The sequence below is a fragment of the Psychrobacter sp. I-STPA10 genome (genome assembly GCF_021012795.1).
Taxonomy (GTDB): Bacteria; Pseudomonadota; Gammaproteobacteria; order Pseudomonadales; family Moraxellaceae; genus Psychrobacter.
The window spans coordinates 1-13,857 of record NZ_VFYU01000021.1; the positions used below are offsets into that span (position 1 = coordinate 1).

The 13,857-nt window shown below is 39.7% G+C and carries 11 protein-coding genes and 1 tRNA gene; 3 read left to right on the top strand and 9 right to left on the bottom strand.

The features are described from left to right. The 3 genes from FHK89_RS10435 to FHK89_RS10445 all read left to right on the top strand — a co-directional run. A partial coding sequence (locus tag FHK89_RS10435; RefSeq protein ID WP_230659863.1) for a DDE-type integrase/transposase/recombinase occupies positions 1 to 376 on the top strand: 376 nt, incomplete at its 5' end. 272 nt (positions 377 to 648) lie between these two features. Beyond that, complete coding sequence (locus FHK89_RS10440) at positions 649 to 1,203, top strand: hypothetical protein (protein WP_230659866.1); 555 nt, start codon at positions 649 to 651, stop codon at positions 1,201 to 1,203. A 239-nt stretch (positions 1,204 to 1,442) separates the two neighbouring features. Beyond that, positions 1,443 to 2,072 (top strand): hypothetical protein, encoded by a 630-nt coding sequence (locus FHK89_RS10445; RefSeq protein ID WP_230659869.1) that lies wholly within the window; start codon positions 1,443 to 1,445, stop codon positions 2,070 to 2,072. 54 nt (positions 2,073 to 2,126) lie between these two features. Here the strand turns inward: FHK89_RS10445 and FHK89_RS10450 are convergent, their stop codons facing one another. From FHK89_RS10450 to FHK89_RS10490, 9 genes are all read right to left on the bottom strand, one after another. Then, a complete protein-coding gene (locus FHK89_RS10450; protein ID WP_230659872.1) occupies positions 2,127 to 2,516 on the bottom strand; it encodes a hypothetical protein in 390 nt (129 codons plus the stop codon). A gap of 31 nt (positions 2,517 to 2,547) precedes the next feature. Further along, complete coding sequence (locus FHK89_RS10455) at positions 2,548 to 3,147, bottom strand: hypothetical protein (RefSeq protein ID WP_230659876.1); 600 nt, start codon at positions 3,145 to 3,147, stop codon at positions 2,548 to 2,550. 344 nt (positions 3,148 to 3,491) lie between these two features. Beyond that, positions 3,492 to 3,567, bottom strand: a tRNA-Lys gene (locus tag FHK89_RS10460). Positions 3,568 to 3,842: 275 nt separating this feature from the next. Further along, positions 3,843 to 5,984: a MacB family efflux pump subunit gene (locus FHK89_RS10465; RefSeq protein ID WP_329958707.1), complete on the bottom strand. Its 2,142-nt coding sequence runs from the start codon at positions 5,982 to 5,984 to the stop codon at positions 3,843 to 3,845. Positions 5,985 to 6,085: 101 nt separating this feature from the next. Beyond that, on the bottom strand, positions 6,086 to 7,468 hold the full coding sequence (locus FHK89_RS10470) for an efflux RND transporter periplasmic adaptor subunit (RefSeq protein ID WP_230659879.1): 1,383 nt from the start codon (positions 7,466 to 7,468) through the stop codon (positions 6,086 to 6,088). A 313-nt stretch (positions 7,469 to 7,781) separates the two neighbouring features. Further along, positions 7,782 to 8,876: a DNA polymerase III subunit delta gene (holA, locus tag FHK89_RS10475; protein ID WP_230659881.1), complete on the bottom strand. Its 1,095-nt coding sequence runs from the start codon at positions 8,874 to 8,876 to the stop codon at positions 7,782 to 7,784. A 17-nt stretch (positions 8,877 to 8,893) separates the two neighbouring features. Continuing rightward, complete coding sequence (locus FHK89_RS10480) at positions 8,894 to 9,496, bottom strand: LPS-assembly lipoprotein LptE (RefSeq protein WP_230659884.1); 603 nt, start codon at positions 9,494 to 9,496, stop codon at positions 8,894 to 8,896. A gap of 96 nt (positions 9,497 to 9,592) precedes the next feature. Further along, a complete protein-coding gene (gene leuS / locus FHK89_RS10485; protein ID WP_230659887.1) occupies positions 9,593 to 12,265 on the bottom strand; it encodes a leucine--tRNA ligase in 2,673 nt (890 codons plus the stop codon). Between the two features lie 211 nt (positions 12,266 to 12,476). Then, positions 12,477 to 13,679: a mechanosensitive ion channel family protein gene (locus FHK89_RS10490; RefSeq protein WP_230659891.1), complete on the bottom strand. Its 1,203-nt coding sequence runs from the start codon at positions 13,677 to 13,679 to the stop codon at positions 12,477 to 12,479. Positions 13,680 to 13,857: the final 178 nt, after the last annotated feature.

Below are 13,857 nucleotides of genomic sequence, written 5' to 3' on the forward strand. Positions count from 1 at the left end.
TATGACAAAAGAGTTAGTCTGTCGTGCATTGAATATGGCAATTAGAAACAAAAAGCCCAGTAAAGGCTTACTTGTACATTCAGACCGAGGCAGTCAGTACTGTAGTTATGATTATCGTCATATCATTGCTAAACATGGATTTAAAGGTTCTATGAGCAGAAAAGGCAATTGTTTCGATAACGCCCCTATTGAAAGCTTCTGGGGGGTGTTAAAGAACGAACTCGTCTATCACCATCATTATCAAACAAGACTTGAAGCAGTTGATAATATCGTTAAATACATTGAGCTAGAATACAACCAAACTAGGATTCAAAAGGGTTTGGCTATGAGGTCGCCTAGACAGGTTTCGTTTGATTATTATCGTCAAGCCGCTTAATTAAAATCTCCCAAGTTGAGGTCTACGGATTTGACAGCAGGGGTCAGGCGTTGGGATGATGGAGAAATCGTTGAATATGATGTCAGAGGGCATGTTGCTTAAAATAGCTACTATTATTTAAGCGTTTTATCAGTAGTGGTGATGTTGACACCTGCTGTCAAAACCGTAGATCTTCGCTTGAGACGTGCCATTAATGATTATATTTGGGAGTATTATCAAACCATTAGACCCCATATTTTTAATAATTATCTGACCTTAAGAAGGAGTAACTAATGAACGCCTATATTCAACAATTTATCGATGCGATAAGTCCAAATATATGTTGGAATATCTATCCTGAATATATCGAAGGATTAACCGAGCAGCAACTCACCCAGCTTGCTCACGCAGGGGATATCGAAATCCATGGTGAGTTTAAACAATGGCTTTTAACCTTTGGTAAATGCTCGGGTGGTTTATTTCTTGCATACGACTTTAAGATTTATGGCGTTGCTTCGACATGGCAAAACTATCTGGAACAATGCTCTGATACTGAAATATGTAGACTTGAGCAATTAGAAGATGGCTTAATCACAAAAGAACAACTGGACTTAAAACCTCTTTATATATATACAGAAAATGAGACTCATCATTATTATATTTTTACCAAAGACCCTGACTTATTTGTATGGTTTAATGATGATGGCGCAAACATGCCCATACCCATGGTAAATACAGGACTTAGATTTAATGACTTTGTCAAACAAAAACTATCAACCTTACGCTGTAATCCAGGAGTATGGCTAGATAAGGAAGAAGTGTTAAGATTCTCGTGTACTTATATTTAGCTATTTGACATACTCCCACCGGGTCTGTACATAATTTACAAATCTTGTTAAGAGCTTGTTAACATGTAATATACATCCATAACGTTTATCAAAGACCGTAAGTGGTATGTTTGTCAATGGCTTATTTTGATTTTCATCATAATTGAAGGTAATTCCCAAAATTTTTCACCTGTTGATTTACTAAACCAGTATTATCAAGAAAATTTAGAGTTAATTAATACCTTCCAATAGGATAAACAATGAAAGTCAAATCAATAACTATTGTTATATTATTTATGACATTAAACTCATGCGCATCTTTTACACCAACTGAGAAAGTTGCTGAATTAAACTTAACTAATATTAAGATCACCTCCATTTATTCCTCGGTTAAAACAGTGAAGGGTGCCTTTTGTACAAAGCATAAACTGACAACAATAACTGATAACAACTCACTTCCACCTGTAGGATTATATATCTTAAAAGACCCTTCCAAGTCATCTACCGAATATTTTGAGACGATAAGCGGAAGTGTTTTATTATATGAGACCAAAAATAAATCGAAAGTATTGAACGAAAAGGAAATGCAAGATTTTATTAACAGTAAATCAGAATGCGGTGTAAATAATGCATACCCCTATATATATAGCTTTGACTTGTCATTAAATATTCCTGACTCAACTAAAAACGAATTTTTTAAAGAGCGTGAAGCTATTTTAGAACAGATTAAGCAAAATAATTATGTAGGTATTGTTGCCGTTCAACCACCTTATATGAATGTTGTCAAACCTACATTAATATCTTCTCAACCTGCAAGATTATTTTTTTCTAATGAACAATTAGCAAAACTAAATCTATCTGATAAGAGTAATCAACCCGTTAAAAAATAATAAAAACCCCGCCATAAAGCGAGGTTAGATATTTGGTGTACTCACTCAGTTTCTTCAAAAAGTACTGTAAAGATATAAGTTTTCTATACCGTGTTGACTTGTAAACTCATAGAGCTTGATCAAATCAGATATCTCAACATCACCTAATTGGTATAGCGGATCGTCCTCATCTAAATCATCAACATTTTTTAGAGTAGTCAGTGTTGGATACCTTTCAAAAATATAGCTAACCGCTTTTGGGTTTAGCTTCGATAGTAGATAGCCCCTATGTTCGTCATAAGAAACGGTTTCATCTATATCAATTGGAATATCAATTATATCCGTAAGCTCAAGCATCGTGATGACATCAAACCACAACACTTCAAATTTAAACTCATGCTCTTCTTCTAGATAATACTTAATTTTCTCAAAATCTGGTTCAAAAATAACCGTATCACCAATCACAGTAAACCTCCTTAATAACTATAAAACAACCCTACATTATGACACTGTCAATCTGACTGACTAGCCCTTTGATTATTTCTATATCAACTCCCTGTTTCTTAGCAATCAGTTCAGCATTCGAGAGTACGGCTGATGTCCCTTCTGGCTCATCAGAAAAATCTAGTGATATTGCTAATGCATTTGGAACATCTAGTTTTCTAATTTGAGCAACAGCTTGCTCAAGGTTGATAATAGTAAAGTAAGGCCATCTACCAAATTTTATACTTTCTATATCAGCATTAAATAATCGACATAGGTGCATGTTCGCTTGGCTAAAGTCACAGTCTTTTACTAGACCGTAATGAGATGATTCTTCCTGATCGGGTCGTCCACCAAAATCACACCCCAAAAAGTTTCCTTTAAATGTTACCCCTTCAAAAGTGACTCTATGCTGTTGCCAATTGGTTAGCCTTTTCTTAGTATGAAAAATACCACCAATCATTTCAGTATCAATAAATGATATATCCCTAGCCGTATGCTTATTTATAATAGAACAGTTGACTAATGTTAAGTTAGGACCTAGAGACACCCTAAATTCGCTATTAATGATGATATCTTCATCAGTTATAGTTTTGTCTCTGAATCTATTCATATTCCTTATCTCATCGAAAATTAAACAGTTAGCATTCGCCAAATAAAATTGGGCATACGCTCAACAGACCCTAGCTTATTAAACAGATTGAAGAAATTAGACAAGAAGATCAGAGTCGTATTCTTATGCTTGATGAGTGGGATACAAACTTAGATAGCATTAATACTCAGCTTATTGATTCTTACCTAGATAAAATTGCAAAAACCAGACTGGTGATAGATATTAGACACTAATTATAATTAAACTCAGTTTGAGTCCTTAAATTTAAATGCTAATACTAAATACTAAGACTATTAGCATTAAAAAACCCCACTAACTTAATTAAGCTAGTGGGGTTTGGAATGTGGTGGGCCGACCGCGACTCGAACGCGGGACCAATTGATTAAAAGTCAACTGCTCTACCAACTGAGCTATCGGCCCTGAGAAGTGATTAAAAAAGCATTGCTTCTTTAGCTTCACAAGAGAAATTATCTTAAAGATAAATTTCTGTTTTTGGTTAGAATCTAAATTATGTTACTAAAATTTCTTATGAATCAAAAGTTTAGTGGTTAAATTTAAATCCTTCACCTTGTTGAAGTGTTTCTTTATCCCCTCAACGTGAGAGCACATTATACGCATCAAAATTTATAATGCAAGCCCTATTTTCATTTTTTTTTAATTTATGGCAAATATTGGTTTATTTGTACAAAAATTAATCAATTTCGAGATAAAGCCTCAACTGGATCAAGTTTAGCCGCATTACGAGCAGGTAGAAAACCAAAAATAATACCAATAAAGGTTGAGCAGATAAAGGCGGCAATGATAGAGGCTGGTGAATAGACAACTCGGAAGTTCTCTGAGCCAATACTATTAATACCTTCTCCAATCATAAATGCCAGTAATACGCCCAATGTTCCTCCGAAGATACATACCAAAATGGCTTCAATCAAAAACTGCTGCATAATGTCACTTTGTCTTGCGCCAACTGCCATACGTACACCTATCTCATTGGTACGTTCGGTCACTGATACCAGCATGATATTCATTACCCCGATACCGCCAACGACTAAAGAGATGATAGCAATAGAAGAGATGAGTATGGTCATGGAGGTGGTGGTGGATTCGATGGTCTTACGGATAGAATCAGAGTTAAAAATTCTAAAGTCATCAGTGCCGTGGCGATTTTCAATCAGTGTGGAGATGGCTGTTTCGGCTGCTCCAGTGGAGATATCATCACCAATTAATGCCACAAAGCTGTTGATATGTGAGCTACCTTGAATACGTGACATCATGGTGGTATAGGGGATATAGATGGTGGGAGAGTCACTGCTTCTAGTGAATGCATCGTTATTGGGTGCAAGTACACCAATAACTCGACCAGGCACATTACCAATGAGGATAACTTCACCGATTGGATTTGGATTATTGGCAAAAAAGGTTTTTTGTGCATTATTATCAATAATAACATCTTGAGTGCGACGCTCAATGCTATGATCATCAAAGCCTTGCCCTAAGGCAAGCTTTTCTCCCATCACTTTTAAATAGTCTCGCCCAACACCGCTGACAGTTGCCGTTTCTTGTGTACCGCGATAGCGTATTTTCATATTGCTATCAATCTGTGGGCTGACGCTTAATACATAAGGCTGATCATTGACTGCATAGGCATCTTCTGGTGTTAAATTATCATCATGATAGCTACGACGTGGATCACCCCACGGATAGCCGTCTATAACAGTGATGGTATTGGTACCTAGTGAGCTGATATTTGCTAAAATTTGTTGTTGAGAGCCTTTGCCAAGCCCAACAATGGCAACGACAGAAGCAATACCAATAATGATACCTAACATAGTAAGTAATGTACGCAATTTATGCGCTCGCATTGCCAGTAATGACATACGAAACGCTTCAATGAAGCGATCAAAAAACCCTGCAATGGCACTTTTTTGGTGTGCAGCTAAAATATTAGAAGGCTTCTTTGATATAGTTGTTGTTGTAGTTGGAGCTGACTTAGATGGTTTTATATCTACGGTGGTATCATTATTGTTTGCAACTGTTGATAAGTTAGAGGTAGTGTCAGTGTTAATAGTGTGATGGCTGCCATTATTATTACCACTATTGTTGTCACAGTTGTCATCAATACGGTTATTTTTATAGTCTGCAATAATATGACCATCTTTAAGCTCAATCACTCGCTCGGCTTGTGCTGCTATATTAGGGTCATGAGTCACCATGATGACAGTATGACCTTGGCTATTTAGCTCCTTTAATATTTGCATCACATCTTCGCCAGACTTGCTGTCGAGGGCGCCTGTGGGTTCGTCAGCTAAGATGATATCACCACCATTCATTAGCGCACGCGCAATGGAGACACGTTGTTGCTGTCCACCTGATAGTTGGCTGGGTTTATTATGGGTTTTATCGCCAAGTCCAAGGTCAGTTAACAGTTTGTCTGCACGCAGGTGGCGGGTGTTATTTTCCATACCTGCATATACTGCTGGCACAGCGACGTTATCTCTGGCATTGATATCACCAAGCAGGTGATAGCGTTGGAAGATAAAGCCAAAGTGTTCACGGCGTAGCTTTGCTAGCGCATTGGCATCTAGGCGCCTGACAGGCTGCCCATAAATAAGATACTGTCCTGCATTGGCTTTATCAAGACAACCTAAGATATTCATTAGTGTCGATTTACCCGAGCCTGATTGTCCAATAATGGCGACCATTTCACCTTGATAGATATCAAGATCGATGCCATGCAGCACACGAATAGTTTGCTCACCTGCGGCAAATTCACGAATAATGCCTGTTAGCTGCATGATCGGCTGTGCTGTATTTGCTGTTTCTAAAGCGTTGTTGGACATGTTATTAGACAGAGTTTTTTGATGGTTTGGGTTTAATTCGGACTGATTTGTCATGCTGCTCTCTTCATCAATGTGAGCAAAAATTTGTTGATAACAAATGATTAAAAATCTTCTTGATGTGCTTGATTACTAGCAGCATTTTCTTCACCAATAATGACCGTGTCACCTGCTTGTAATCCGCTTAAGATTTGTGCATTGACTCGATTATCAATACCTACCTTAACCGCTCTGTTTTCTACTTCGCCAGCAGAGTTGAATACTTGCACATAAGTGTTTGAGCCAGTATTCGTGCCAGTGCCAGTAGTTTTTGCAGTGGTTGTCGTTGCTGCTTGAGTGGCTGTTGTATTTGTTACTGATCCTTTGTGAATGGCAGTGGAGGGTACAAGTAAGGTGTTTTTTGCTTGATTTAGTACAATAAATACTTGCGCTGTCATGTCGATACGAAAGCGTTTGTCTGGGTTGGGGTATTCGATATAACCCACATAATAAATGGCAGAATCAGTGGAGCTGGTGGTGCTGATTTTTTCGGGGGCAGGTTCAATGGCGGTCAATACGGCATCAAATTTTTGATCTGGATTACCAATGATATTAAAGTAGGCTGGCATGCCTGCTTTGACATTAATCACATCTGCTTCAGAGATTTGAGCATTGATACGCACGGTGGATAAGTCTGCTAGGGTGACAATGGTGGGCGTAGATTGGTTAGAGTTGACCGTTGCTCCTTGTTCAGTGGTAACTGAGACTACCGTACCATCAATGGGCGCGCGAATGGTGGTATAGCCGAGGTTTTCATTGGCAGTATTTAGATCAGTTTGTGATTTTTGTAAACCCGCTTGTTCACGTACGATATTAGATTCAGCAGTAATGACGGCAGCTTTGGCATTACTAATGGCAGCTTCGGCATTGGCAACACTGGCTTGCGCTGTTTCTACTTTGGTGAGCGCATTTTCATATTCTTGTGTGCTGATGGCTTGTATCTCTACCAATGGTTGCATACGCTGAAGATTAGTAACCGCTTGTTTTAGTTCCGCTTGGCGGCTGGCAAGGTCAGCATAAGCACTATTTAGACTGGCAATACGGCTTTGATGTTCTGCCACTGCACTTTGTACACCTGCTTGACTTTGTTGTAGTGTGGCTTGTTGATTGGATAGGTTATTTTGTTGAGTGACTTGATCAATTTGCGCAATTAAATCGCCTTTTTTGACCTCATCACCAACTTTGACATAAAGCTTGGTCACTTCTCCAGATACCTGTGCCCCCACATCGACCGTATTGAGCGCTTTGACTTTACCTGATGCCATGACGTTATTTTCGATATCACCTATTTGTGCAGTGGCAGTGATGTAGTTTGGTGTCACTTCTGATGGGCGTAGTGCATAATAAGCCAGAGTGGCTAAAATAATAATAATTAAGGCAATAATACCCCATTTAATAGCAGATTTTTTGGTAACAGTATTAGTAGCAATATTGGTAGCAGTGGTCATTATATTATCCGAAATGATGCCTTAGTAATTTAATAAATAAGTAATTTAACAAATATAAGTGCTTTAATATAAAGAGTTAAGGAAGATGTAGAACATAAACTGCAAATAAATGGCTAAATTTATGCAGCACAATAAAGGTAAGTATAATAAGGACTTAATCCGTAAAAAGGAATGTATTTAAGGTTGCGAAAGGTTACAGTATCATCAAGTAATAAGATAATATGTGCTGTTATTTTACTGGGATAATGTTTCAATTTGTATAAGGATTTGCTCACTATTTATCCCATTAAGCCAATAGGAAGTTAATAGTAAGTTAATAGGCAAAAAGTTGATGCCCACATACCAGTAGTGCTGCTTGCAGTAATAGTTCCCATGCAGGCTGTTTGATAACGCCTTTAACTGCTTGATCACAGCGATATAGGATAGCAGACCAACCACTGATGCTATTAGCTGTTTGTCGGCGGCAGGCTTGTTGATACAGACTTTGCTTACTGCTCCAAATCCCTATTTTTTGAGGGTCTTGACCATCGATAAGCTGCATGATCAGGCGCATCTCTTTGCTAATCGCCCATAATACTAAAGGTGTGGGCTCATCGGTGGCTTTGAGTTGTTCAATGATTTTAACCACTTGCTTGCTATTGCCTGCGAGCATGGCATCGGATAAATCGAACACACTGTAATGCGATTCACTGACCAATGCATTTTGTAGGGCTTCTACATCAATGTTTACCAAAGTGGTATTGGTCGCATTGTTGGTAGTACTGTTGGCAGCATTGACGGCGGCTGCAATGTCATCAAGGTTAGGGGCAAATAAGTAAGACAGTCGCCATAAGGTTTGATAACTGCTTAATAAATGGTGCTCAGTTTGTATCATCAGTAGCTGCCAAGCGTCATTACTAAGCTGTAGCCCAAACTGCTGCGCTTTAAGCTGTAATAGTTGTTGACGTTGTCTTTCGTCATAAATATGACAGTCAATGACGTGTCCATAGTGATTAAATAGGGTAAACCACTTGCTTTTTTGCGCACGTTTATCCTGTTTGGAGACTAACCATAATAAGCAGTTCTGATTACTGTCAGTTTGCGACTGACTCCCAAACTCTTCAAGAGCAGCTTGTGTGGCTTTATCAGGTTTGTGATTGCCTGTAACAATGATTGCGGAGGCATCATCAAATAAAGAGAGGCTGTTTAATTCAGCAAGCACATCGTCCCAAGTTTTACTTGATACCAATTCGATGCGTTTAATGGCAAGGTTTTGTGTTTGCCAATGTGGACGCATGGCATCTACTAGCCAGCCTGTTAATACAGGTTCATCACCATGTGCTAACCATAAGCCAGTTAATTTTATGGCAGATTGTGTGTTGGCAGGTGTGATGAGTTTGGGGTAGCTATTTAAAAAGGTTGATTGCATGACAGTGTGTTTGCAACTTATTGAGGGGCAGAGGTGGGCAGGTGTTGTGAGGTTGTAGATACAGTGGGCTCAACTCGTGGTAGACTTAAGGCAATGTATTGGTCAGTAATTTGCTGTGCTAAATTATCATATAGCCAGTCACGTATTTGTGAGCCTTGTTGGTCTTCGACATTAACTGACGCTTTATTGTACTGATAGCTACGTTCTACTTGAATGGGGTTGGTGACAACCACATTTTCACCATTAATGGTAAGATGATAAGTGACGTCTGCACTTAATAAAACACGTATTTCGGTCAAAATACCAACCAATTCAAACTTTTTGAAGCGCACATTATCAATGTTAATACTTGCTGTATTGGTTTGATTGGCAGTATTAATTTTTTTGCCAATATCATCAACCACAGTAACGCCAACCGATTGAAGCTGGCGAGTGAGTGGCAGTTTTAAGGCAAAACTTGTGCGATCATCATCAAGTTTAAGAATGACATTTTTTACTTCAAATTGCATCGGGGCATTGTAGCCACGCAAATGAAAGCCACAGCCACTCATTGTTGTCACAGAGGCAGCTATGGTTGCTATGGCACACGCAGTCAGTAGGCGTTTAGGGAATAAAGTCATTGTCATTTTGCTATATTTTATCAAAAAGCTTAGCGTATCACGGTGAACATCAAGAAGTAAGACATATTCACGGTTACACTCACTAAGCTAAGTAAATTAACCCACTACCACAATATTGACCAATTTATTAGGCACCACGATTTCTTTTTTGATGTTGCCTGTTAAATGCTTTTGCACACTCTCAACTTGTTTTGCCAAAGCTTTTAAGGTTTCAGGGTCGCTGTCTGGAGCGACTTCCATTTTACCACGTACTTTACCATTGACTTGAATCACCATGGTGATACTGTCTTGGGTCAATGCTTGCTCATCAACCGTTGGGTAACGCAAGTCTTGGGTATCAAAACCTAAAGCTTCGAGTAGGTGCTCACCGATATGGGGTGCATAGACACTGAGTATGTTTAATAAAGCAACCACAGCTTCATGAGCCACAGCTAAATCGGCATTATTTTTAGTTTGAAAGCTGCCAAGCTCATTTGCCAGCTCCATAAGACTGGAGACAGGCGTATTGAGTGATAGACGTTCACCCAAATCATGATCAATTTTGGCAATGGTTTCATGAGTTTTACGGCGTAAGTCTTTAGCAGCCTTGTTTAATTGCGCTGTATCTAATTTACTGATATCTAAGTTATCAGAGTCAGTGTCGATATTGGCTGTTTGTAGTGCTTGCTGATGGTCAGTGACGATCCGCCACACTTTTTTCAAGAAGTTATAAGGTCCTTTTAGTGCATCGTCAGACCATTCTAGGGTCTGATCAGCAGGTGCGGTAAACAGGGTGTATAAACGCACTGTATCTGCACCATACTGGTCAATGGTGGTTTGTGGATCAACACCATTATTTTTGGATTTCGACATTTTTTCGATTTTACCAATGGTAACTGGCTTGCCATCGGCTTTTAGCGTGGCTTGTTGTGGTTGTCCACGCTCATCAAACTCAATATCAACTTCGTGTGGGAAATAGTAGTTGGTACTGCCATCTTCGTTTTGGCGCAAATACGTACCAGCAAGTACCATGCCCTGAGTTAGCAGGCGCGCAAATGGTTCATCACCTGATACCAAACCCTCATCACGCATCAGTTTATGGAAGAAGCGGGCATAAAGTAGGTGCATCACGGCATGCTCAACACCACCAACATATTGATCGACTGGTAGCCATTTATCGGCGGCTTTTTTGTCGAGCATTTGTGTGTCATCATTGGGGCTGACAAAGCGGGCATAGTACCAGCTGGATTCCATAAAGGTATCAAAGGTATCAGTTTCACGCTCGGCTGGATTACCACATTTTGGACAGGTTGTTTCAACAAAGCTGGCAAGTTGATTTAATGGGTTGCCACGACCATCTGGGACGACATCAGTAGGCAGAACGATAGGTAAATCAGACTCAGGTACAGGTACATTACCACAATGCTCACAGTTGATCATTGGGATAGGACAACCCCAGTAACGCTGGCGTGAGACGCCCCAGTCCCGTAGGCGGTATTGAATTTTTTTGCAAGCAAGTCCTTTTGGCTCTAGTTTAGATAGCATGGCGGTAAATGCGCCTTCAAAATCCAAACCGTCAAATTCAGCAGAATTTACCAATGTATTGCGTAGGGTATATGCCATGTTGCCTTTATCATCACCAGTAAAGTCTTCTGGGGTTTTGATGACGGTTTTGATGGGTAGATCATATTTTTTGGCAAATTCATAATCACGGCTATCGTGAGCAGGTACTGCCATGACTGCACCTGAGCCATAACTCATCAATACATAATTGGCTACCCAGACTGGTATTTCTTCGCCAGTGAGTGGGTGAGTCACGCTTAGACCTGTTGCGATACCTTTTTTCTCAGCTTTGGCAATGTCTGCTTCGGCGACTGAGCCTTGACGGCATTCATCACAAAAATCTGCTACTTTGTCATCTGTTGCGGCTGCATGGCGTGCCAAGGGGTGCTCGGCTGCAACTGCGACATAGGTAACACCCATCAAGGTATCAGGACGGGTAGTAAATACCGATAATGTGCTATTTTTACCATTTAGGGTATAAGGGAAGTGGACTTCCATGCCTTCACTACGACCAATCCAGTTGCGTTGCATGGTGATGACATCACTTGGCCATTGTCCTTCAAGTTTATCAAGATCATCTAGTAGTTCATCAGCATAGGCACTGATTTTAAAGTAGTACATGGGGATATCACGTTTTTCAACAGGTGCACCGCTGCGCCAACCTTTACCGTCCACCACTTGCTCATTGGCAAGTACTGTATTATCAACCGGATCCCAGTTGACGGAAGCCAATTTTTTATAGACCAGTCCCTTTTTGTGTAACTGTAAAAAAAACCATTGCTCCCAGCGATAATATTCGGGGGTACAAGTGGCAAATTCTCGTGACCAATCAATGGATAGTCCCAGTTTTTTGAGCTGTACACGCATATTATCAATATTAGCAAATGTCCATTTAGCGGGTGCAACTTGATGCGCAATGGCGGCATTTTCAGCGGGCATGCCAAAGGCGTCCCAACCCATTGGTTGCATGACTTCATAACCTTTGAGGCGGTAATAACGACTTAATACATCTGAGATGGTGTAGTTGCGCACATGCCCCATGTGTAGCTTGCCACTGGGATAGGGGAACATGGACAGCATATAGCGGCTAGGTTTGTCACTGTTGGTATTGTTGTCAACTTCAAAACGTTTTTGTGTGTCCCACTTGGCTTGTTGTGCTGCTTCAATGGCATCAGGGTTATAACTTTCAGATAGTGATGTAGAAATATTGACTTGCTGGTTATTCATAGTTGGCTCAAATTTATAAAAGTTGCAAAAAATGGTAGAAAGATAACAAAAAAGAAATAAGAAATATGGGTTAAATTGGTTAAAAAATTATCTGCAATAGCATAGCTTAAATTGATAAAAATTGCGATGTTTGTCTGTTATTATTAGGGAGAAGTTTGTGTGATTTTGATATCTATTTATGCAATATCTACGGTATATTATTTAACTGGATTTAACCAGATGTGTCTTTGTTTGTTGGATGTTGATTGGCTTGATGCGGATTTGCTTGATGTGTAGTTACTTCAAATGGCTTGGTTGGGATAGGTTGTTCGACATCTTTTGGCATCAGTATGCGCATGTGTGGGTAGGGGATAGAGATATCAGCCGCTTGTAGTGCATTTTTGATGTGTTCATTGAGGTTTTCTTTGATCACTGGTATGCGTGATACGGTTGCGGGTATGACCCAAAAACGCACAATAAATATCACCCCAAAATCACTGATTTCTGTGACAGTCACCATAGGCTCAGGACGTTTTAAGATGACCTCTGTATCATCAATAACCTTAAGTATCACCTGACGTGCGCTATCAATATCTGCTTCTAATGCAATACGCGCGCGGATATCAAAACGGATAAAGTTTTTTGAGGTGAGGTTGGTTACTTCTGAAGATGCTACAGTAGAGTTAGGAATAATCACCGTGACATTGTCTCGGGTTAAAATATGAGTGGTACGTAGCGAGATAAGTACCACACGTCCCTCATTATTATCAATACTCACCCAGTCACCGACTTGAAAAGATTGTTCTAATAAAATGGTGATGCCTGCGATAAAGTTTGCCAATGTGGACTGAGCTGCAAAACCCACTGCCAAACCCACAATCCCCAAACCTGCAACCAGTGAGACAATATCAAAACCAAACTGTGCCATGACACTGGCAAGTCCTAATACGACAATGAGTACGGAAAAGATATTTTTTAGTAGTTGTTGAATGGAGGCATTGAGTCCATAGTGATTGAGGATACGGTTAATGACATGTCCTGATGTTGCCCAGAGTACATAATAAATACCTGCCCAAATACTGGCTTTGGCAGTGGCTTTGACTGAGCCTGGAGAGAGGTTGATTTGGCTCATGATGGCAATGATACTGCCTACCACCCAAAAATAGCGTAGCACGGCACGAATGATTTTCAGGTATTTATCATTAATACGCAGTCGCTCTTTATTGTGTTTGATAAAGTAAATCAATAGCCAGTAAATAAAGCCTAAAATAAGCAGTAATATCAGAATTTTAATGGTAGTACTGGCAAGCTCTACCGCTCTAGAAGACCAATCTCGAGTTTCCTCTTCTAGCGAACCACCGATGGCAAGGTATAAGCTGGTATACAGATCACGAAGTATCTCTTCAAAGAACTGAGCGATTTGTGAACTTGCCATGATGTGTCCTAATTAAAGAAATAAATTATCCAATCAAAAAAATGCACATTTTAATAATAGGACTACGCAGTTTTATAGATTATTAGCGACTGGTAATCATTGTTTTTTATCAAGTGGGCTGGCTGTACATAGTTTCAGAGGCATCATAAAAATTGCTTGTCGCTTTATCAGACTCATA

Bases quoted from the DNA above. Each gene is read 5' to 3' on its own strand.
- FHK89_RS10440 (WP_230659866.1), top strand. From the start codon at position 649: ATGAACGCCTATATTCAACAATTTATCGATGCGATAAGTCCAAATATA.
- FHK89_RS10445 (WP_230659869.1), top strand. From the start codon at position 1,443: ATGAAAGTCAAATCAATAACTATTGTTATATTATTTATGACATTAAAC.
- FHK89_RS10455 (WP_230659876.1), bottom strand. From the start codon at position 3,147: ATGAATAGATTCAGAGACAAAACTATAACTGATGAAGATATCATCATT.
- FHK89_RS10465 (WP_329958707.1), bottom strand. From the start codon at position 5,984: ATGTCCAACAACGCTTTAGAAACAGCAAATACAGCACAGCCGATCATG.
- FHK89_RS10470 (WP_230659879.1), bottom strand. From the start codon at position 7,468: ATGACCACTGCTACCAATATTGCTACTAATACTGTTACCAAAAAATCT.
- holA (WP_230659881.1), bottom strand. From the start codon at position 8,876: ATGCAATCAACCTTTTTAAATAGCTACCCCAAACTCATCACACCTGCC.
- FHK89_RS10480 (WP_230659884.1), bottom strand. From the start codon at position 9,496: ATGACTTTATTCCCTAAACGCCTACTGACTGCGTGTGCCATAGCAACC.
- leuS (WP_230659887.1), bottom strand. From the start codon at position 12,265: ATGAATAACCAGCAAGTCAATATTTCTACATCACTATCTGAAAGTTAT.
- FHK89_RS10490 (WP_230659891.1), bottom strand. From the start codon at position 13,679: ATGGCAAGTTCACAAATCGCTCAGTTCTTTGAAGAGATACTTCGTGAT.